Origin of the sequence: Sulfitobacter pontiacus, assembly GCF_040790665.1 — a bacterium.
Classification (GTDB): Bacteria; Pseudomonadota; Alphaproteobacteria; order Rhodobacterales; family Rhodobacteraceae; genus Sulfitobacter; species Sulfitobacter pontiacus.
On sequence record NZ_CP160850.1, the window covers coordinates 69,544 to 85,138 of the forward strand.

The 15,595-nt window shown below is 61.8% G+C and carries 16 protein-coding genes; 14 read left to right on the forward strand and 2 right to left on the reverse strand.

Features of this window, described 5'->3' with window-relative positions; genetic code table 11:
• Positions 1-36 precede the first annotated feature (36 nt).
• Complete coding sequence (locus AB1495_RS15225) at positions 37-921, forward strand: LysR family transcriptional regulator (RefSeq protein ID WP_005848677.1); 885 nt, start codon at positions 37-39, stop codon at positions 919-921.
• On the opposite strand, the gene AB1495_RS15230 is transcribed toward AB1495_RS15225, so the two are convergent.
• Positions 918-2,330 carry an MATE family efflux transporter gene (locus AB1495_RS15230; RefSeq protein ID WP_074637072.1) on the reverse strand — a complete coding sequence of 471 codons (1,413 nt, stop codon included), beginning with the start codon at positions 2,328-2,330 and terminating at the stop codon, positions 918-920. The genes AB1495_RS15225 and AB1495_RS15230 overlap by 4 nt on opposite strands.
• 159 nt (positions 2,331-2,489) lie before the next feature.
• Between AB1495_RS15230 and AB1495_RS15235 the strand changes: the two genes are divergently transcribed.
• The 7 genes from AB1495_RS15235 (at position 2,490) to AB1495_RS15265 (ending at position 7,889) form a co-directional block, all read left to right on the forward strand.
• Positions 2,490-2,972, forward strand: a complete 483-nt coding sequence (locus tag AB1495_RS15235; RefSeq protein ID WP_074637071.1) for a helix-turn-helix domain-containing protein — start codon at positions 2,490-2,492, stop codon at positions 2,970-2,972.
• A gap of 66 nt (positions 2,973-3,038) precedes the next feature.
• Positions 3,039-3,446: a hypothetical protein gene (locus AB1495_RS15240; protein WP_074637069.1), complete on the forward strand. Its 408-nt coding sequence runs from the start codon at positions 3,039-3,041 to the stop codon at positions 3,444-3,446.
• An 83-nt stretch (positions 3,447-3,529) separates the two neighbouring features.
• Complete coding sequence (locus AB1495_RS15245) at positions 3,530-3,772, forward strand: hypothetical protein (RefSeq protein WP_009824197.1); 243 nt, start codon at positions 3,530-3,532, stop codon at positions 3,770-3,772.
• Complete coding sequence (locus AB1495_RS15250) at positions 3,772-5,235, forward strand: TolC family protein (RefSeq protein WP_074637066.1); 1,464 nt, start codon at positions 3,772-3,774, stop codon at positions 5,233-5,235. Before AB1495_RS15245 ends, AB1495_RS15250 begins: the two co-directional genes overlap by 1 nt.
• Positions 5,236-5,246: 11 nt before the next feature.
• Positions 5,247-6,605, forward strand: coding sequence for a multicopper oxidase family protein (locus AB1495_RS15255; protein ID WP_107277643.1), 1,359 nt, complete (start codon positions 5,247-5,249; stop codon positions 6,603-6,605).
• Positions 6,606-6,653: 48 nt separating this feature from the next.
• Positions 6,654-7,394 (forward strand): copper-binding protein, encoded by a 741-nt coding sequence (locus AB1495_RS15260; RefSeq protein ID WP_074637064.1) that lies wholly within the window; start codon positions 6,654-6,656, stop codon positions 7,392-7,394.
• A gap of 54 nt (positions 7,395-7,448) precedes the next feature.
• Positions 7,449-7,889, forward strand: a complete 441-nt coding sequence (locus tag AB1495_RS15265) for a cytochrome c (RefSeq protein WP_074637061.1) — start codon at positions 7,449-7,451, stop codon at positions 7,887-7,889.
• A gap of 51 nt (positions 7,890-7,940) precedes the next feature.
• On the opposite strand, the gene AB1495_RS15270 is transcribed toward AB1495_RS15265, so the two are convergent.
• Positions 7,941-9,968 carry a TonB-dependent receptor domain-containing protein gene (locus AB1495_RS15270; RefSeq protein ID WP_244269011.1) on the reverse strand — a complete coding sequence of 676 codons (2,028 nt, stop codon included), beginning with the start codon at positions 9,966-9,968 and terminating at the stop codon, positions 7,941-7,943.
• A 216-nt stretch (positions 9,969-10,184) separates the two neighbouring features.
• On the opposite strand from AB1495_RS15270, the gene AB1495_RS15275 reads away from it, so the two are divergent.
• The 6 genes from AB1495_RS15275 (at position 10,185) to AB1495_RS15300 (ending at position 15,573) form a co-directional block, all read left to right on the forward strand.
• Positions 10,185-11,240: a hemin-degrading factor gene (locus tag AB1495_RS15275; protein WP_074637059.1), complete on the forward strand. Its 1,056-nt coding sequence runs from the start codon at positions 10,185-10,187 to the stop codon at positions 11,238-11,240.
• Complete coding sequence (locus AB1495_RS15280) at positions 11,237-12,097, forward strand: hemin ABC transporter substrate-binding protein (protein ID WP_074637057.1); 861 nt, start codon at positions 11,237-11,239, stop codon at positions 12,095-12,097. Before AB1495_RS15275 ends, AB1495_RS15280 begins: the two co-directional genes overlap by 4 nt.
• 4 nt (positions 12,098-12,101) lie before the next feature.
• Positions 12,102-13,166, forward strand: a complete 1,065-nt coding sequence (locus tag AB1495_RS15285; RefSeq protein ID WP_244269009.1) for an iron ABC transporter permease — start codon at positions 12,102-12,104, stop codon at positions 13,164-13,166.
• Complete coding sequence (locus AB1495_RS15290; protein ID WP_074637053.1) at positions 13,166-13,954, forward strand: heme ABC transporter ATP-binding protein; 789 nt, start codon at positions 13,166-13,168, stop codon at positions 13,952-13,954. The genes AB1495_RS15285 and AB1495_RS15290 overlap by 1 nt, the downstream gene beginning before the upstream one ends.
• A 147-nt stretch (positions 13,955-14,101) precedes the next feature.
• Positions 14,102-15,202, forward strand: coding sequence for an HWE histidine kinase domain-containing protein (locus tag AB1495_RS15295; RefSeq protein ID WP_074637051.1), 1,101 nt, complete (start codon positions 14,102-14,104; stop codon positions 15,200-15,202).
• A complete protein-coding gene (locus AB1495_RS15300) occupies positions 15,199-15,573 on the forward strand; it encodes a response regulator (RefSeq protein ID WP_005848648.1) in 375 nt (124 codons plus the stop codon). The genes AB1495_RS15295 and AB1495_RS15300 overlap by 4 nt, the downstream gene beginning before the upstream one ends.
• The last annotated feature ends 22 nt before the right edge of the window (positions 15,574-15,595 follow it).

The following is a 15,595-nucleotide window of genomic DNA, read 5'->3' on the forward strand; positions in this document are numbered from 1 at the left end:
TCTTGCCATTACATTTAGTATATCTTATCTTGAGGTATGGATACACGTCAGCTTGAGACTTTATTGGCCATTAGCCAGCACGGCGGCTTTGCCGCGGCGGCGCAGGCCGTGAACCTGACCGCCTCTGCCGTCAGCCAGCAGATCGCGGCGCTAGAGGCAGAGATCGGCACGCAGTTGTTCGACCGCACTCGCCGTCCGCCCGCCTTGACCACAAAGGGCGCAGAGATGGTCCGCTCGGCCCAGTCGATCCTGCAGATCGTGTCGGACACGAAAGCCTCCGTCGCGGGGGAGCAGATGCGCGGCACCGTGGCGCTCGGGTCGTTGCGGACCGGGGCGAATTCACTGATGCCGCAGGCGCTTGCGACGCTGCGCGCCAGCTTTCCCTACCTGAACTTTCGGCTGCGCGTCGGTGTGTCCGAGGAGCTGATGAGCGAGGTCGTCTCGGGCCAGCTGGATGCCGCGGTTGTGGCGGATCACGTGGCGGTGCCCAGCAGTCTGCGCTGGACCCCTGTGCTGACCGAACCGTTGATCGTTCTCACACCGCCCGGCACGGGGACGATCACGCTGGATGATCTGATCCGCGACGTGCCCTATATCCGCTATCGCACGCAGGTGCCGCTGGCGCGCCAGATCGATACCGAAATCGCCCGCCTTGGTGCCGCGCCGCGCCAGATCGTGTCGGTGAATACGATGCCTGCCGTGGTGGGCTGTGTGCGCGCGGGTCTGGGCTTTGCCATTATCCCGCAGATCGCGCTGCACGACGCCGAGACCGCCTCGCTTGACTGGTTCCCTTTCGGGGCGCCGCCGATCCATCGCCGTCTGGGGCTGGTGCAGCGGGTCACCTCGCGCCGCGCCGAGGTGCTGGCGGCTTTGGTCACCGCGCTGATCCAGCAGGGGCTCACGGCAGAAGTCTATGATTAGGCCCGCGCGCGCCAGCCCTTACGCCAGATCGCAAGGCCGATCACCGTGCCATAGACCACCATCGCGCCGCCGATGGCGATGAAGATGCCGCGCAGGCCCAAACCGCCGGTTTGCATCAGGATCAACGCGCCGATCAGCGCCACTGCCATCCGGCTGAGGCTGCTGATCACCGGCCAAACCATATGCCCCGCCCCCTGCGACGCGAAATACAGCGCGAGCCCGAGGGCGAAGAAGGCGTAGAACGGTGCCACGAGGCGGAAATAGCTGCGCCCTGCGTCCAGCGCGCCCGTGTTGGACGGGTCAAGGAACATGCCAAGCCAAAGGTCGGGAAACACGGCGAGCAGCAGCCCGATACCGCCGACGATCACCGCCGCCGCGCAAGAACCGGTCCAGGCCACGCGCAGGGCGCGGTCCACCTGACCGGCGCCCATATTCGCCCCGACCATTGCCGTCATCGCGGCACCAATGCCAAAGATCACGGGGATCATCAGAAATTCGAGCCGCGCGCCAAGCCCGTAACCGGCCAGCGCCTCTTCGCCGAACCGGCCCACGAGCCCTGTCATCATGATGATGGTGATCGTGGTCAGCAGGGTATTCACCGCCGCCAGCGCCCCGACGCTGAGGATATCGCGGAACATGCTGATATCGATCCGGCCCAAGGCACCGCCAAAGCTAAGCCCCGTGCGCCCCGACAGGATATGCGCCATCGCCAGCACAGCCCCGATCGCAAAGGCGAGCACGACGCCGATGGGCAGCCCCGCCATGCCAAGCGCGGGCAGGGGGCCCCACCCCAGGGCGAAGCCGCCCGACAAGGGGATCGAGATGACGGACACCAGCAGCAAGAGCACGGCAGGGGTCTGCATGTCGCCCGTTCCACGAATAATGCTGAGCGACGCATTGCACAGCCAGATCGCCATACAGCCGGGAAAGAAGACCAGCGCATAGGTCGCGGCGGCAGAGATGGCATCGGCACCGCCCCCCAGCAGGGTGAAAAACGCCACGCCAAACAGCCCGACCAGAAGGGCCATGATCACGGCAAAGGCACCCGCGATCATCCACGCGACTACTGCCAATGTGGCCGCCCGCGCGCTGTCTTGCGCGCCAAGTGCGCGCGCCACCGCGGCGGAGATCGCCCCACCGATGGCCCCCGCCGACAGCATTTGCGTCAACATGACCAGCGGGAACACCAGCGCCAGACCGGCCAGCGCTGTCACCCCAAGAAGGCTGGCGAAATACGCCTCGGATATGCTTTGCACGGTTTGCACGAACATCGCCAAGACATTGGGCGCGGCAAGCTTGGCCAGCGTCGGCGCGATTGGGGCCTCAAGCAGGGCGCGGGTCCGGGTGGCGCGGGCCTGGGTCGCGGCGGCGGAAAGGGCGGGGGCGGCGTTCGGGGTGACGCGGGCCATCAGCCGGCCTTGCCGAGCTGCGATGTGGCGACCTGATGTGGCATGGTTTCCCCCGTTCGAATGCTTGGAGTGGCGAGTTTTCGCCTCTCGGTTCCTTTTTGGAATGCACTACGGGTAAGTTCTCTTTCAGAACCTGTCAATGCCTGCTAGGATCAAGGGATGAAATGGAACGAACTACAGAATGAATCCTGCCCCGTGGCGCGGGGGCTGTCCGTGGTGGGCGACCGCTGGACCATGCTGGTCTTGCGCGATTGCTTTCTGGGCATTCGCCGGTTCGAGCAGATGCAGGACCGGCTGGGGATCACGCGACATGTGCTGGCGGACCGGTTGCGCAAGCTGGAGGGGGCCGGTGTGCTGCGCCGCGAGGCCTATCGGGAGCGCCCCTTGCGCCACGAATACCGGCTGACCGAACGGGGCAAGGCGCTGTATCCGATGCTGGTGTCGCTGATCGACTGGGCCAACGCCCATGTCCCGATTGAAGGCAGCCCGTCGGTCACGTTGGTCTCGCGCAGTGCGGGCACGCCGATCGCGCCCATGCTGGTCGACCGTGTCACCGGAGAGGAGATTACCCACCGCAGTGTCAGCGCTATCTCGAACGCCGGTGCCAAAAAGCATAGCGGCTTTCCGCCGCCCACCGGGTAAAAAACTTCGAAACCTTCCAGCGCAGGACCGATTGACAGGAAGGGGCGGGTGCATCAACTGTCTTCCATGGCTTTTAAGCGCACCATATCTTTCTGGCTGAACGCAGTGGCATGTCTTGCCTTTGCTGCGGCGCTGGTGCTGTTTCCGCCGTCCGCGTCCCACGCGGCGTCGGGGATGCATGACGGGCATTATGCCAACGCCATGGATGATGTGGCCGATATAACCGCGCAAGACGCCCTGCATGATCATAGCACTATGGATCGTGCCGCTGTCGACAATCACAGTGACAAAGCCCCTTCGAACACACCTGACGACAGTGCAGGCAATTGCTGCAACGGGATGTGCCTGTCCATCGTGTTGATGGACCACGCGCATCCGCAAGACGATGCCGTCACTGCGGGCACCTACAAGATCGGCCATGCGCAGGCGCGCTCGCTTGAGGCGCAAGGCTTTCTGCGTCCTCCTCAATCCTGATCTGATTTAGACCCGCTTTGGGGTCTTTGCGTCGCGCCAGCGTTCCTGCGCGCGATCCCTAGAAGATCAATCAGGTACATCACATGAAAATCCATTTCGTTTTGGGGGCTTGCACCCTGACCCTTGGCGCCTGCACGCAGGATGTCAGACCCTTGCCCTATACGCCGACACCGCTGCCTGCCGTGGCCACGCAAGAAGCCACGCTCAGCACGACCGTCGTCTCCCCCATCAGCCACCCGAACCCGCTGGCCGGCTATACGTATCGTGGGCCCACAGGTCCGCGTGACTGGCGCACCGTGAACCAAGAACAATCGGAGGGTAACTGATGTACGTCCGTAAACTGCCGCTGATCATCGGCTTTCCCCTTGTGCTCGGGGCCTGCGCCACGGCGATCCCGAGCGCTTATACCGACCCCAAAGCCGGCTTTTCCAATGTCGCCAGCCAGATCACGCCCGCGCTTGGTAAACGTACCGTCTTTGCCGAGACCCAAGCCGAAAACGAAGCGGTGAAACGCGAAGTGCGCGCGATGGTGCAGGGCAAGACAATCTCGGCCGATACGGCGGTTCAGGTTGCCTTGCTCAACAACAAGGGGCTTCAGGCGTCCTATGCGAATGTCGGATTGTCCGCCGCCGAAGCATGGCAGCAATCGACGCCGGAAAACCCGATCGTGTCCATTGGCGTGCTCGGGATCGGGGCGCCCGAGCTGGGGGCCTACCGTGCGATCGAAGGGTTAATCCGCGCCAATCTTCTGGATGCCACCACGCGTAAACAACGCCGTGCAATCGCTGACGCGAGCTTTCGTCAAGCGCAGCTGACGGCGGTGAACGATACGCTGACATTGGCCAACCAGACCCGTCAGGCCTGGGTCAATGCCGTTTCCGCATTTGAGGTGGTGGGGTATTTGAAACGCGCCAAGGCGACCTCGGACGCCGGATCGGAGCTGGCCCGCAAGCTGGGGGAAACCGGCGCGCTCAATAAAGCTGCCCAAGCCCGCGAGCAGGCGTTCAACGCGGAGCTGGCCGGACAGCTTGCCAAGGCACGGCTGGATGCGACCACAGCGAAGGAAGAGCTGACGCGCCTCATGGGGCTTTGGGGGGCTGACGTGAACTATTACGTGCCTGATGCCTTGCCGGGGCTGCCGCGGTCCGTGGGCGGCGTCGCCAATGTCGAAGCCAAGGCGCTGCGCAACCGTGTCGATCTGCGTGTCGCAAAGCTGGGTCTTGAAGCGCAGGCAAAAGCCTTTGGCCTGACGGATCAGACCCGCATCGTCAGCGACCTTGAGATCGTCGCAGGGGCCGAGCTTGAGCGTGAAGCCGAGGGGGGCGATATCGAGAAAGAGATCACGCCTCAGGTAGAGCTGGAGTTCGCGATCCCGATCTATGACAGCGGCAAGGCGCGGATGCGCAAGGCAGAGCTGTCGTATCTGCAGGCGGCGAATGTGCTGGCGGAACGGGCGGTCAATGTACGCTCCGAAGCGCGGGGGGCCGAACGGGCCTACCATGCCTCTTACAAGATCGCGCGCCACTACCGCGATGTTCTGGTTCCGCTGCGCAAGACCGTCGAGAACGAAGCCCTGCTGTCTTACAACGGCATGATCACCAATACCTTCGAACTGCTGACCGATGTGCGTGAAAAGCTCGGTGCCGAGCTGGAAGCCGCTGATGCGAAGCGGGCGTTCTTTATGGCGCAGGCGGATCTGACCGCGGCCATCTACGGCGGCGGTGCAGGCAGCGGCGGCGGGGGCTCCGAAGGCGCCACGTTGGCCGCTGGTGGCGGCGCAGGACACTGAAAGGAAACGATATGATGAACAGACGTCAACTACTCGGTGCCGGTGCGGCCGGGGCGACACTTGTGTCCTCTCAGGCGTGGGGCAAAACTCTGAACATGGGGCTGCCGGAGGCGGCGCATATGGACAGCGCTGCGACTGCGGTTACGGCGCGCCCCTCGACGGGGGTGGATTACACGCCCGTGGTCACGCTGAACGGCTGGACGCTGCCCTACCGCATGAACAACGGCGTCAAGGAATTCCACCTTGTCGCGGAACCCGTAGAACGCGAACTGGCCGATGGCATGATCGCGCATCTGTGGGGGTATAACGGCCAGTCCACCGGCCCCACGATCGAAGCGGTCGAAGGCGACCGTGTGCGGATTTATGTCACCAACAAGCTGCCAGAAAACACATCCGTCCACTGGCACGGGCTGATCCTGCCTTCGGGTATGGATGGCGTGGTCGGGCTGAGCCATCCGGGGATCAAACCGGGCAAGACCTTTGTCTACGAGTTCGACCTGACCAAATCCGGCACCTTCATGTACCACCCCCATGCGGATGAGATGGTCCAGATGGCGATGGGGATGATGGGGATGTTTGTCGTCCACCCCAAAGACCCGACGTTCATGCCGGTGGACCGTGACTTCCTGATCATGCTCAACGCGTTCGACATTGACCCCGGTACCTATGTACCGCGTGTCATGACGATGAACGACTTTAACCTATGGACATGGAACAGCCGGATTTTCCCCGATATTGATCCGCTGGTCGTGAACAAGGGCGACAGGGTACGGGTGCGCGTCGGCAACCTGACGATGACAAACCACCCGATCCACATGCACGGCTATGATTTCAAGGTCACCTGCACCGACGGCGGCTGGGTGCCGGAAAGCGCGCAATGGCCCGAGGTCAGCATCGACATTCCTGTCGGCGCGATGCGCGCCTATGAGTTCACGGCGGACCACTTGGGCGATTGGGCGATCCACTGCCACAAGTCGCACCATACGATGAATGCCATGGGCCACGACGTGCCGACCTTTATCGGTGTCGATAAATCCCAGCTTACCCCCAAGATGCGCAGCTTCAAGCCGGGCTACATGCCGATGGGCACGGCGGGCATGGGGGACATGGGCAAGATGTCGATGGAACTGCCCGAGAACACGATCCCCATGATGAACGGCTGGGGCAAACACGGGCCGATCGAAATGGGCGGCATGTTCTCTGTCGTGAAGGTGCGCGACGGCATTGCGCCGGACGATTATTCCGACCCCGGATGGTACGATAACCCCCCCGGCGAGGAAGCCTATGAGTGGACCGGAGAACTACCGGAATTCGCCACGAACAACAGCCCCAAAACGATCCTGACCCCGAAACCAACGCAAAAGGGATGATCCCTTTTGCATCCACATAAAACTTTGAAAACCATATAGGAAAACACAATGAAAAACCTTCTGATGACCACCGCCTTCGCCATTGCTTTGACCGGCCCTGCCTTTGCGGCGGGTTCCCACTCTGGCGGGCATGATGACGACCACGCCGACAAGCATGCCAAAATGATGGCAGTGGGCAAACCCGGTACGGCGGCTGACGTCACCCGCACCATCGCCGTCACCATGCGCGAGACCGACGACGGCGATATGATCTTTGAACCCGACAGTTTCGCGTTCGAGCAGGGGGAAACCATCCGCTTTGAGGTCACCAACAAGGGCGAGCTTGAGCATGAGTTCGTGATCGATAATGCCGAAGGCAACGCCAAGCACAAGGAAATGATGGCGAAGATGGATATGGAACATGATGACCCCAATTCGGTCCGTCTTGAGGGCGGCCAATCGGGCGAGGTGATCTGGACCTTTGCCAATGCCGGCACGTTTGAATTCGCCTGCCTGATCCCCGGTCACTATGAATCCGGCATGTACGGCCCCATCGAAGTCAGCGCCAAAGCCGAAGCAGAAGCAAAAGCGGCAGAGGTCGTCTATACCAAGGGCACCGTCAAGAAAGTTGACACCAAAGGCGGGAAGGTCACCATCGATCACGGACCTTTGGTCAACCTTGATATGCCCGCGATGACCATGGTGTTTCGCGCCGATGAAACCATGATCGGCAAGCTCTCTGCAGGTCAGAGCATCGAATTCGTCGCAGAGCCCGTCAAAGGCAAGCTGACCGTCGTCGAGTTGAAGTAACCCACGCGCGGGCTCCGGTCATGCATCGGAGCCCGCCCCATAAGAGGCGAAGACATGAAAACATCGCGTGTATTGCTGTGGGTCGTCCCCTTTGCGCTGCTGACGGCAGCGGCGGGTGGGTGGTATTTCTCGCATCATGATCAACCCGAGACCAGCCCGACCGAGCTTGCGGAGGGTGCCTTGGCAACCGTGAAGGTGCCGGACAGTTTCACCGATCAGGAGCAGCTGGGAAAGCGCGCCTATGATGCGGTTTGCGCGGCCTGTCACGGGGCCAATGGTCATGGGCAGGACGGCGTCGCACCGCCCTTGGTGCATGTGATCTACGAGCCCAGCCACCACGGCGACCGGGCGTTCCTGCTGGCCGCGCAAAACGGGGTGCGGGGGCATCACTGGCCGTTCGGAAACATGCCCCCCGTCGAAGGGATCACGCAGGCCGATGTGATGGACATTGTGGCCTACATCCGTCGCCTTCAGCGCGAGAACGGGATCGACTAGGCCAAAGGGCAAGGCCCCGAGGTACGTTACACCCCGGGGGCCCGCGCCGTTTCAGAACATCCGCGAGATCGAGAATTTCACGTTGCGGCCCGGTGCCGTGCGGGTCGACAGATGCGGCGTATAGGTTTTGTCAAAAGCGTTCTCTAGCCCGACGCGGAACTGCGTATCCTTGAGGATACCGCTTTGCGGGACATAGGTGGCGCGCAGATTATGGACCCCAAATCCTGCCGAGGTCTCGCCGTCGTCTGTTACGGATGTGTTGCCCACGACCTCCCAGCTCAGGTCAAGCTCTTTGCCGAATTTCTTGCCCACGGTGACCCGCAGACTGTCCGCAGGCAGCAACCGCCAGTCGCCGGAAGAGCCGCCCGGTTCATACTCCGTCCCGCGCACCACATTGGCATTCACGTCAAAGTAAAGACCGGTGTCCAACGCGTAAGAGGCTTCAAGCTCCAGCCCCGAGGTTTCGACCCGGTCCAGCGCCGGTGCAGGCGGGCGTACCCCCGAGACCGAATAGCTGCTGACATCGGTCAAGGTGGTCTCGTAGTAGACACCCTTGATCGCGAATTGGTCCCCATTGCGGAACAGATCATGACGGTCAAACGAGGCGCCGATCTCGTATGTTTCGGCCTTCTCGGATGAGGTGATCGCGGCATCGGTGCCCAGATGGTCGATCATCGGCAGCCCTTCGGTGTAGGCAGCGCTGGTGAACAGCGCCAAACCATTCCCGAAGGCATAGCGCACCGACAACCCGCCCATCAGTGCGTTGTTGTCATAGGAGCCATCATTCGGGGCCGCTGATCCGGTGATCTTCGACGTCTCGTAGCGCAGCGCCGGTGTCACGGTCCATGCATCAGTGATGCGCATATCGTCCACCGCATAGACAGCGACGCGACGGTCCTTGCCGCCGGGGGCGTTGCTGGCATCAAGGCGTTCTTTGTGGATCAGTTCAAGCCCGGTCCGCAGATCATGCGAGACAGCGCCCGAGGTGAACAGGCTTTGGTTTTTGAACGCCAGTTTCGTTGTTTGATACCGATGATCCGCATTCGCCAAGGCAAGAACACCGGCCCCTTGCGGGGTGCCTTCAAGGGGTGAGCTGCCCGAGACATAGCTTTGGTCGATCTGTTGGTCGGCGTAGGATAGCACGACATCAAGGTTCACCAGATCATTGTCAGCCGGGTTGAAGTTGTACTTGAGCACCGCGGTCGTAGACTCCGTATCGCGGTCAACGGTGCCAAAGGAATCCGCAGTGGTGGTGAAACTGTCAAAGGGCACGTCGCGGTCGCTTGCGGTGGTGTGCGACAGGCTGAAGGTCAGCGATTGATCGCGGTTCTGGCCAAAGCTGTATTTTGCCTTGATCAGTCCCGACGGCAGGGTGAAGGCGCTGTTACCGATAGTCGCCCCGTCACCATCCACCTGATCGTTCTGGTCGCGCCACGTGTAGTTCAGCAGAAACTCCATATCTTCGGTCGGTTGCCACGCCAGCACGCTGGAAGACGTGATGCCGTCGCCATTCGTGCTGAACTCCAGCGTTTGACCCAACACATAGCCAAGCTTACCATTCGTCAGGTCCGACGCGTCTTTCGTCTCAAGCCGGACGACACCGCCTACGATGCCGGATCCGTATTCAAAGCTGCCGACGGACCCGCGGATCACATCGACCGACTTGTAAAGGAACGGATCGGTGAACAGCTGGGTGCCGATCCGGTATAGCCGCTCTGCCCCGGTGGTGGCCCCGTCGATCTGCACGGCGACTTTGGAATCCGCACCGTAGATATCGTTCGCGCCGAAGCCGCGGATGTTGATGCCGGACCCTTGCGGGGTGGACCCGTTCACAAGGCTCACGCCGGGAACTGAATCGATCAGCTCTGCCACGGTGCCCGCCTGACGGTCGTCGATCTCCTCTTGGTCGACTGTGGTAATGGATACTGCCGTATCGGTCTGCACCTCGCGTTTGCTCTCGCCCAGAACGAGCGTGCCTAGAAAGCCCTCCTGCGCGGCGAGGGGGAGCGGGGTGAGGGAAAGAAGTATCAGGCTTGTCGTGCCCCTCAATAGGGCACGGGTTCCAGCGGCTTTGGTCATCGAAGACATCCTTGCAAGCAATAGGTTTGACGGAATGCTTGCGAGGGGCTGGCGGTGAAAAAAGGGGCGTAGAGGGGGAGCGCTCTTGCGGGTTCTAAAAAGACCGACTAAAAGTGTCAACATTAAAGGGCAGGTTCTGATCTGCGCCTTTGCCAGCGGATGCCCGACGCGCGTCGCCAGCCCCCTCTCTTTTAATCTATATGGCGAAGGTGCTGCATGACCCATTCCGTTCCCCCGACCCCCGAGGATATTCGCGCCTTCCGCGCCGACCACGCAAAGCTGCGCGAACGTGATGTGGCCGACAAGCTCAGGATCAGTGAGGCGCAGTTGCTGGCGGCCTATACCGGCGATGGCGTGCGGCGTATCAATGCGCACCCCGACGAGATCATGCGCGCCGCCCAGACTCTGGGCGAGGTTATGGCGCTGACCCGCAACCCGTCCTGCGTGCACGAAAAGGTCGGCACCTATGATAACTATCACCCCGGTCCCCATGCATCGATGATCCTCGCCGATGACATCGACCTGCGCCTCTTTCCCAGCCGGTGGCATCATGCCTTTGCCGTAGAGAAGCAGACGGACGCCGGTACGCGCCGCAGCCTGCAGGTGTTCGATGCGGCGGGGGATGCGGTACATAAGATTTTTCTGCGCGACGGGTCCGATGTGGCGGCCTTTGATCGCGCCAAAGCGGGGCTGACGCTGGAAGATCAATCCCCCACCCTTGACGTGGTACCGCGCGAACCTGACGAGGTGCCGAAATCCGATCTGTCGAAGCTGGACATCCTGCGAAAGGAATGGGCGCGGCTGACCGACACGCATCAGTTCTTGCGCCTGACCTCCAAGCTCAAGATGAACCGGTTAGGGGCCTACCGCATCGCGGGCGAGCCCTTTGCACGCGCTTTGCAGCCTTCTGCTGTCGATGCCATGCTGCATCAGGTGGTCGCGCAAGAGCTTGAGATCATGGTCTTTGCCGGCAATCGCGGGTGTATCCAGATCCATTCGGGCCCCATCACCACGCTGAAATCCATGGGTCCGTGGCAGAATGTGCTGGACCCCCGCTTTAACCTGCATCTGCGGCTTGATCACATCGCCGAGGTCTGGGCCGTCGACAAGCCCACGCAACGCGGCCCCGCTGTTTCGGTCGAGGCTTTCAACAAGGACGGGGGGCTTATCCTTCAGGTCTTTGGCGTCGGCAAGGAAGGGCGCGATTGTCGTCCCGCATGGGGCAAGCTTGTCGCGGGGCTGGAGAGCCTGACTGTCGAGGTGCCCGCATGATCCGCGCTTTCACGACCGCTATCAGCGTCGCGGCGCTTGGCCTGATCACAGTACTGCCCGCCACGGCACAGGAACCCACAGGGGGCGTCGTATCCATCGGCGGCGCGGTGACAGAGATCGTCTTTGCCCTCGGCGCGCAGGACCAGCTGGTTGCGCGGGATACGACCTCTAGCTATCCGCCTGAAGCCGCTGCCTTGCCGGACGTGGGCTATATGCGCGCGCTCTCGCCCGAAGGGGTGCTGGCCACAGGCCCCAAGCTGATCATCGCCGAGGAAGGTGCCGGACCGCCAGAAACAATCGAGGTGCTTGAGCAGGCGCATATCCCCTTTGTCACCGTCCCTGATGACTATACCGCCGAAGGGGGCAGCGCCAAGATACGCGCCGTCGGGCAGGCGCTTGGGAAAGGCCCGCAGGCCGAAGCGCTGGCTGCTGAATTGCAGCAAAAGCTGGCAGCTGTATCCCGCGCGACGCAAGACCGAGCGGAGGCAGAGCGCAAGCGCGTGATGTTCATCCTCAGCACCCAAGGCGGGCGGATCATGGCGTCGGGCACGGATACGGCAGCGGCTTCGATGATAGAGCTGGCTGGCGCGGTCAATGCGGTCACGGGGTTTGCGGGCTACAAACCCATCACGGACGAAGCCGTGCTGGCTGCAGCGCCCGATGTGCTGGTGATGATGGCGCGTGAAGGCGATCACAACAGCACCGAGGCAGAGCTTTTCGCGATGCCTGCCATATCCGTCACCCCTGCGGCGAACAGCCGATCGGTGGTGCGGATGGACGGGCTTTATCTGCTGGGGTTCGGGCCGCGCACGGCAGATGCGGTCACCGATCTGCACGCCGCGCTTTACGCCGACTGATCCGATGACAGCACTTGCAGATTTCGCCCCGCCCCGCGACCGCCGTCGTGCCGCGCGCAAGGCGCATCTATGGCTGGCGGCTGTTCTGGCAGTCGCCGCCATCAGCAGCCTTGCGATCGGGGCGTCGGGCACATCGCTGTGGCACGCCCTGTTCAAGATCGTGACCGGTGCGCCGCTGACGCAGCTTGAACGCGTGGTGCTTTGGGATATCCGTTTGCCGCGGCTGATCATGGGCATCTGTGTCGGGGCCGCGCTGGCCGTGTCAGGCGCGGTGATGCAGGGGCTGTTTCGCAACCCGCTCGCGGATCCGGGTCTGCTTGGGGTAAGCGCGGGTGCCGGATTGGGCGCGATCGTGGCAATCGTTCTGGGCGGGCTGTTGCCGGTGGCTGTTCTCACCGTGGCGGGCTTTTGGCTGATCCCGCTGGCTGCCTTTCTGGGCGGATGGGCGGCAACCTTGCTGCTATATCGCGTGTCGACTCGGCGCGGGCGCACCTCTGTCGCGACGATGCTGCTGGCGGGGATTGCCTTGGGCGCGCTGACAGGGGCCTTGGGCGGGCTGTTGATCTATTTCGCCGATGACACGCAGTTGCGCGATCTGACGTTCTGGGGGCTCGGCTCGCTTGCCGGTGCCACATGGACCAAAGTCGCCATCGCGGGGCCGCTGATCCTTCTGGCGACGGGTGTAGCCATGCGCTTGGGCGGCGGGCTAAATGCGCTCGCCTTCGGGGAGGCAACAGCCGCGCATATGGGGGTGCCGGTGCAGCGGGTAAAGCATACCGCCATCCTCACGGTCGCGGCCGCCACCGGTGCCGCGGTCGCCATGTCCGGCGGGATCGGTTTTGTCGGGATCGTCGTGCCCCATCTGTTGCGTCTTGCCACGGGGCCCGATCACGAACCCTTGCTCGTGAACGCTGCACTGCTGGGGGCCACGCTGTTGCTGACCGCCGACATCATCAGCCGCGTGATTATTGCGCCGGCGGAACTGCCCATCGGGTTGATCACCGCCATTCTGGGCGCACCAGTGTTTTTCTGGATTCTGCTACGGCGCCGTGGGCTGGTGGACCTGTGATGCTGCGCGCCTGCGATATTGTTGCCCGTATCGGCAAGAAAGAGATTCTGCACGGGGTCGATTTCACCGCCAATGCCGGCGCGCTCACAGCGATTGTCGGGCCCAACGGGTCGGGCAAATCGACACTGCTTAGGGCGATCACGGCCGAGGTCGACTTCACCGGCCGCGTTCTGCTGAATGGCGAAAACGTCGCCGATCTGCACCCGTGGGAGCTTGCTGCGATGCGCGCGGTGCTGCCGCAGTCAGCAACCCTTGCGTTCCCCTTTACCGTGGCCGAGGTCGTGCGCATGGGGCTACGCCGCGGCATATCGGGACACCGCGACGATATCCCCGCCCGCGCCCTGAATGCCGTGGGGTTAGAGGGCTACGCAGACAAGCTTTATCAAGAGCTTTCGGGCGGAGAGCAGCAACGCACGCAGCTGGCCCGCGTGCTCTGTCAGGTTTGGCATCCGGTGCAGAACGGCTTGCCCCGTTGGTTGCTGCTGGACGAACCTGTTGCCAGTCTGGATATCGGCCATCAGCTTATGGTGATGCGGCTTCTCAAGGATTTCGCCAATCGCGGCGGCGGCGTGGTCGCGGTCATGCATGATCTGAACCTGTCGGCCATGTTCGCCGATCACATGGCGATGATCAAAGACGGCCAGATCCTGAAACACGGCGCGCCCGCCGACGTGATGCAAAACGCCATACTGTCCCAAGCCTATGGGTGCACCCTGACCGTCAATACGCCCGCCGCAGCCGGTCAAAGCTATATCCTGCCACACGTCGCGCAGGAGCGTATGGGGTAGGTGCGGGCACCACGCCAGCGCGCTGACATATATATCGGTTGACGTATGAGCTTCGACAGAATGACGTAAATGTGACACTACACCTAGACACCAGCGTCTGACGGTCTATGTCAACCGACACACCACACCAATCACCCAGGACAGACCATGCCGACACAGCCCACCGATAAGATGGCGACAGAGCTTTTGCATGTGCAAGAGGAGCTGGCGGCAAAGAATGTTGACGCGGATGCGCCGAAGAAACAGGCGCAGCGGGCGTCGCATCGGTTGAACTTCCTCGAAGCGATGATGGAGACAGTGCCCGTCGGGGTCGTCATGGCCGATGCCGAAGGCAAGATTATCTACGGCAACAGCCACGTCGAAAAGATGGTGCGCCACCCTGTGTTGCATTCGGACGACGTGAACGCCTATGGCGAATGGGTATCGTACCACGCTGATGGGTCCCGTGTACAAAGCCACGAGTACCCTTTGGCGCGGGTGATCCAGAACCGCGAGGACCATGTCGAGATCGACGTGGATTATCAGCGCGGCGACGGCACCCGCTTTTGGATGCGGATCATCGGCGAGCCGGTGCTCGACGGCGAGGGGGAGCGGATCGGGGCGACCGTCGCCCTGATCGACATCGACGAAGAACGCCGCTTGCGCGAGGCGCAGAACATCCTGATTGCCGAGTTGAACCACCGTGTGAAGAACGCATTTAGCGTGGTGAAATCCATCGTCAGCCAGTCCTTGCGCAAGATGAGCATTCAACGCGGTATCCGCGAAACGATTGACCAACGGCTTAACGCCTATGCGACGGCCCACTCCAAACTGGTGGGCACCACTTGGGACCGTGCTGCGATTGGTGCCGTGGCTGCCGATGTGCTCGACCCTATAGGCGGCGGTCGGATCACGTTGAAAGGGCCGGAGGTAGAGGTGCCATCGCGCCAGGCGCTGTCCTTGTCGATGGCATTTTACGAACTGGCAACAAACGCGATGAAATACGGCGCCCTGTCGGTTCCTGACGGTGTTGTGAATTTATCTTGGGAACAAGGAAGTGCCGCCGAGGGTTCCCCCCTTGAACTCCACTGGGTGGAACAAGGCGGCCCTGCCGCCGAGAAACCCAGCGAGACAGGTTTTGGTAGCTTCATCACAGGGCGTGCCCTCGAGGCGGAAACAGGCGGGAAAATCGATACGGTTTTCGGGCCAGATGGATATGAATGGCATTTGAAGATGCCGCAACAGACGGAAGAGCAGGCAGTAGAATGACAAACCAACCTCAGAATATTTTCATCGTCGAAGATGAGGTCGTGGTCGCATTCGAGATGTCCGACCTGCTGGAAGACATCGGCTTTAACGTCGTAGGCCCCAGTATCCATCTGGAAGACGCCAAGGAAAAAGCGCGCGACGGGGATATTGATATCGCCTTTCTTGACGTGAACCTTGGGCGCAACAAGACATCGAAACCCGTCGCGGATATTCTGCGCGAACGGGGTATCCCTTTTGTGTTCATCACCGCATATGACGCCGACCAGATCAGCTTTCTCGGGCCGGATGATCGTGTCGTGAAGAAGCCCGTGAGCAGCCAGAAGCTGATTGAGACGCTGCGCCGTGTCTACCCAAGCCTAGAGACCGAGTAAGCTCAGACAGGAAACCCCGCAG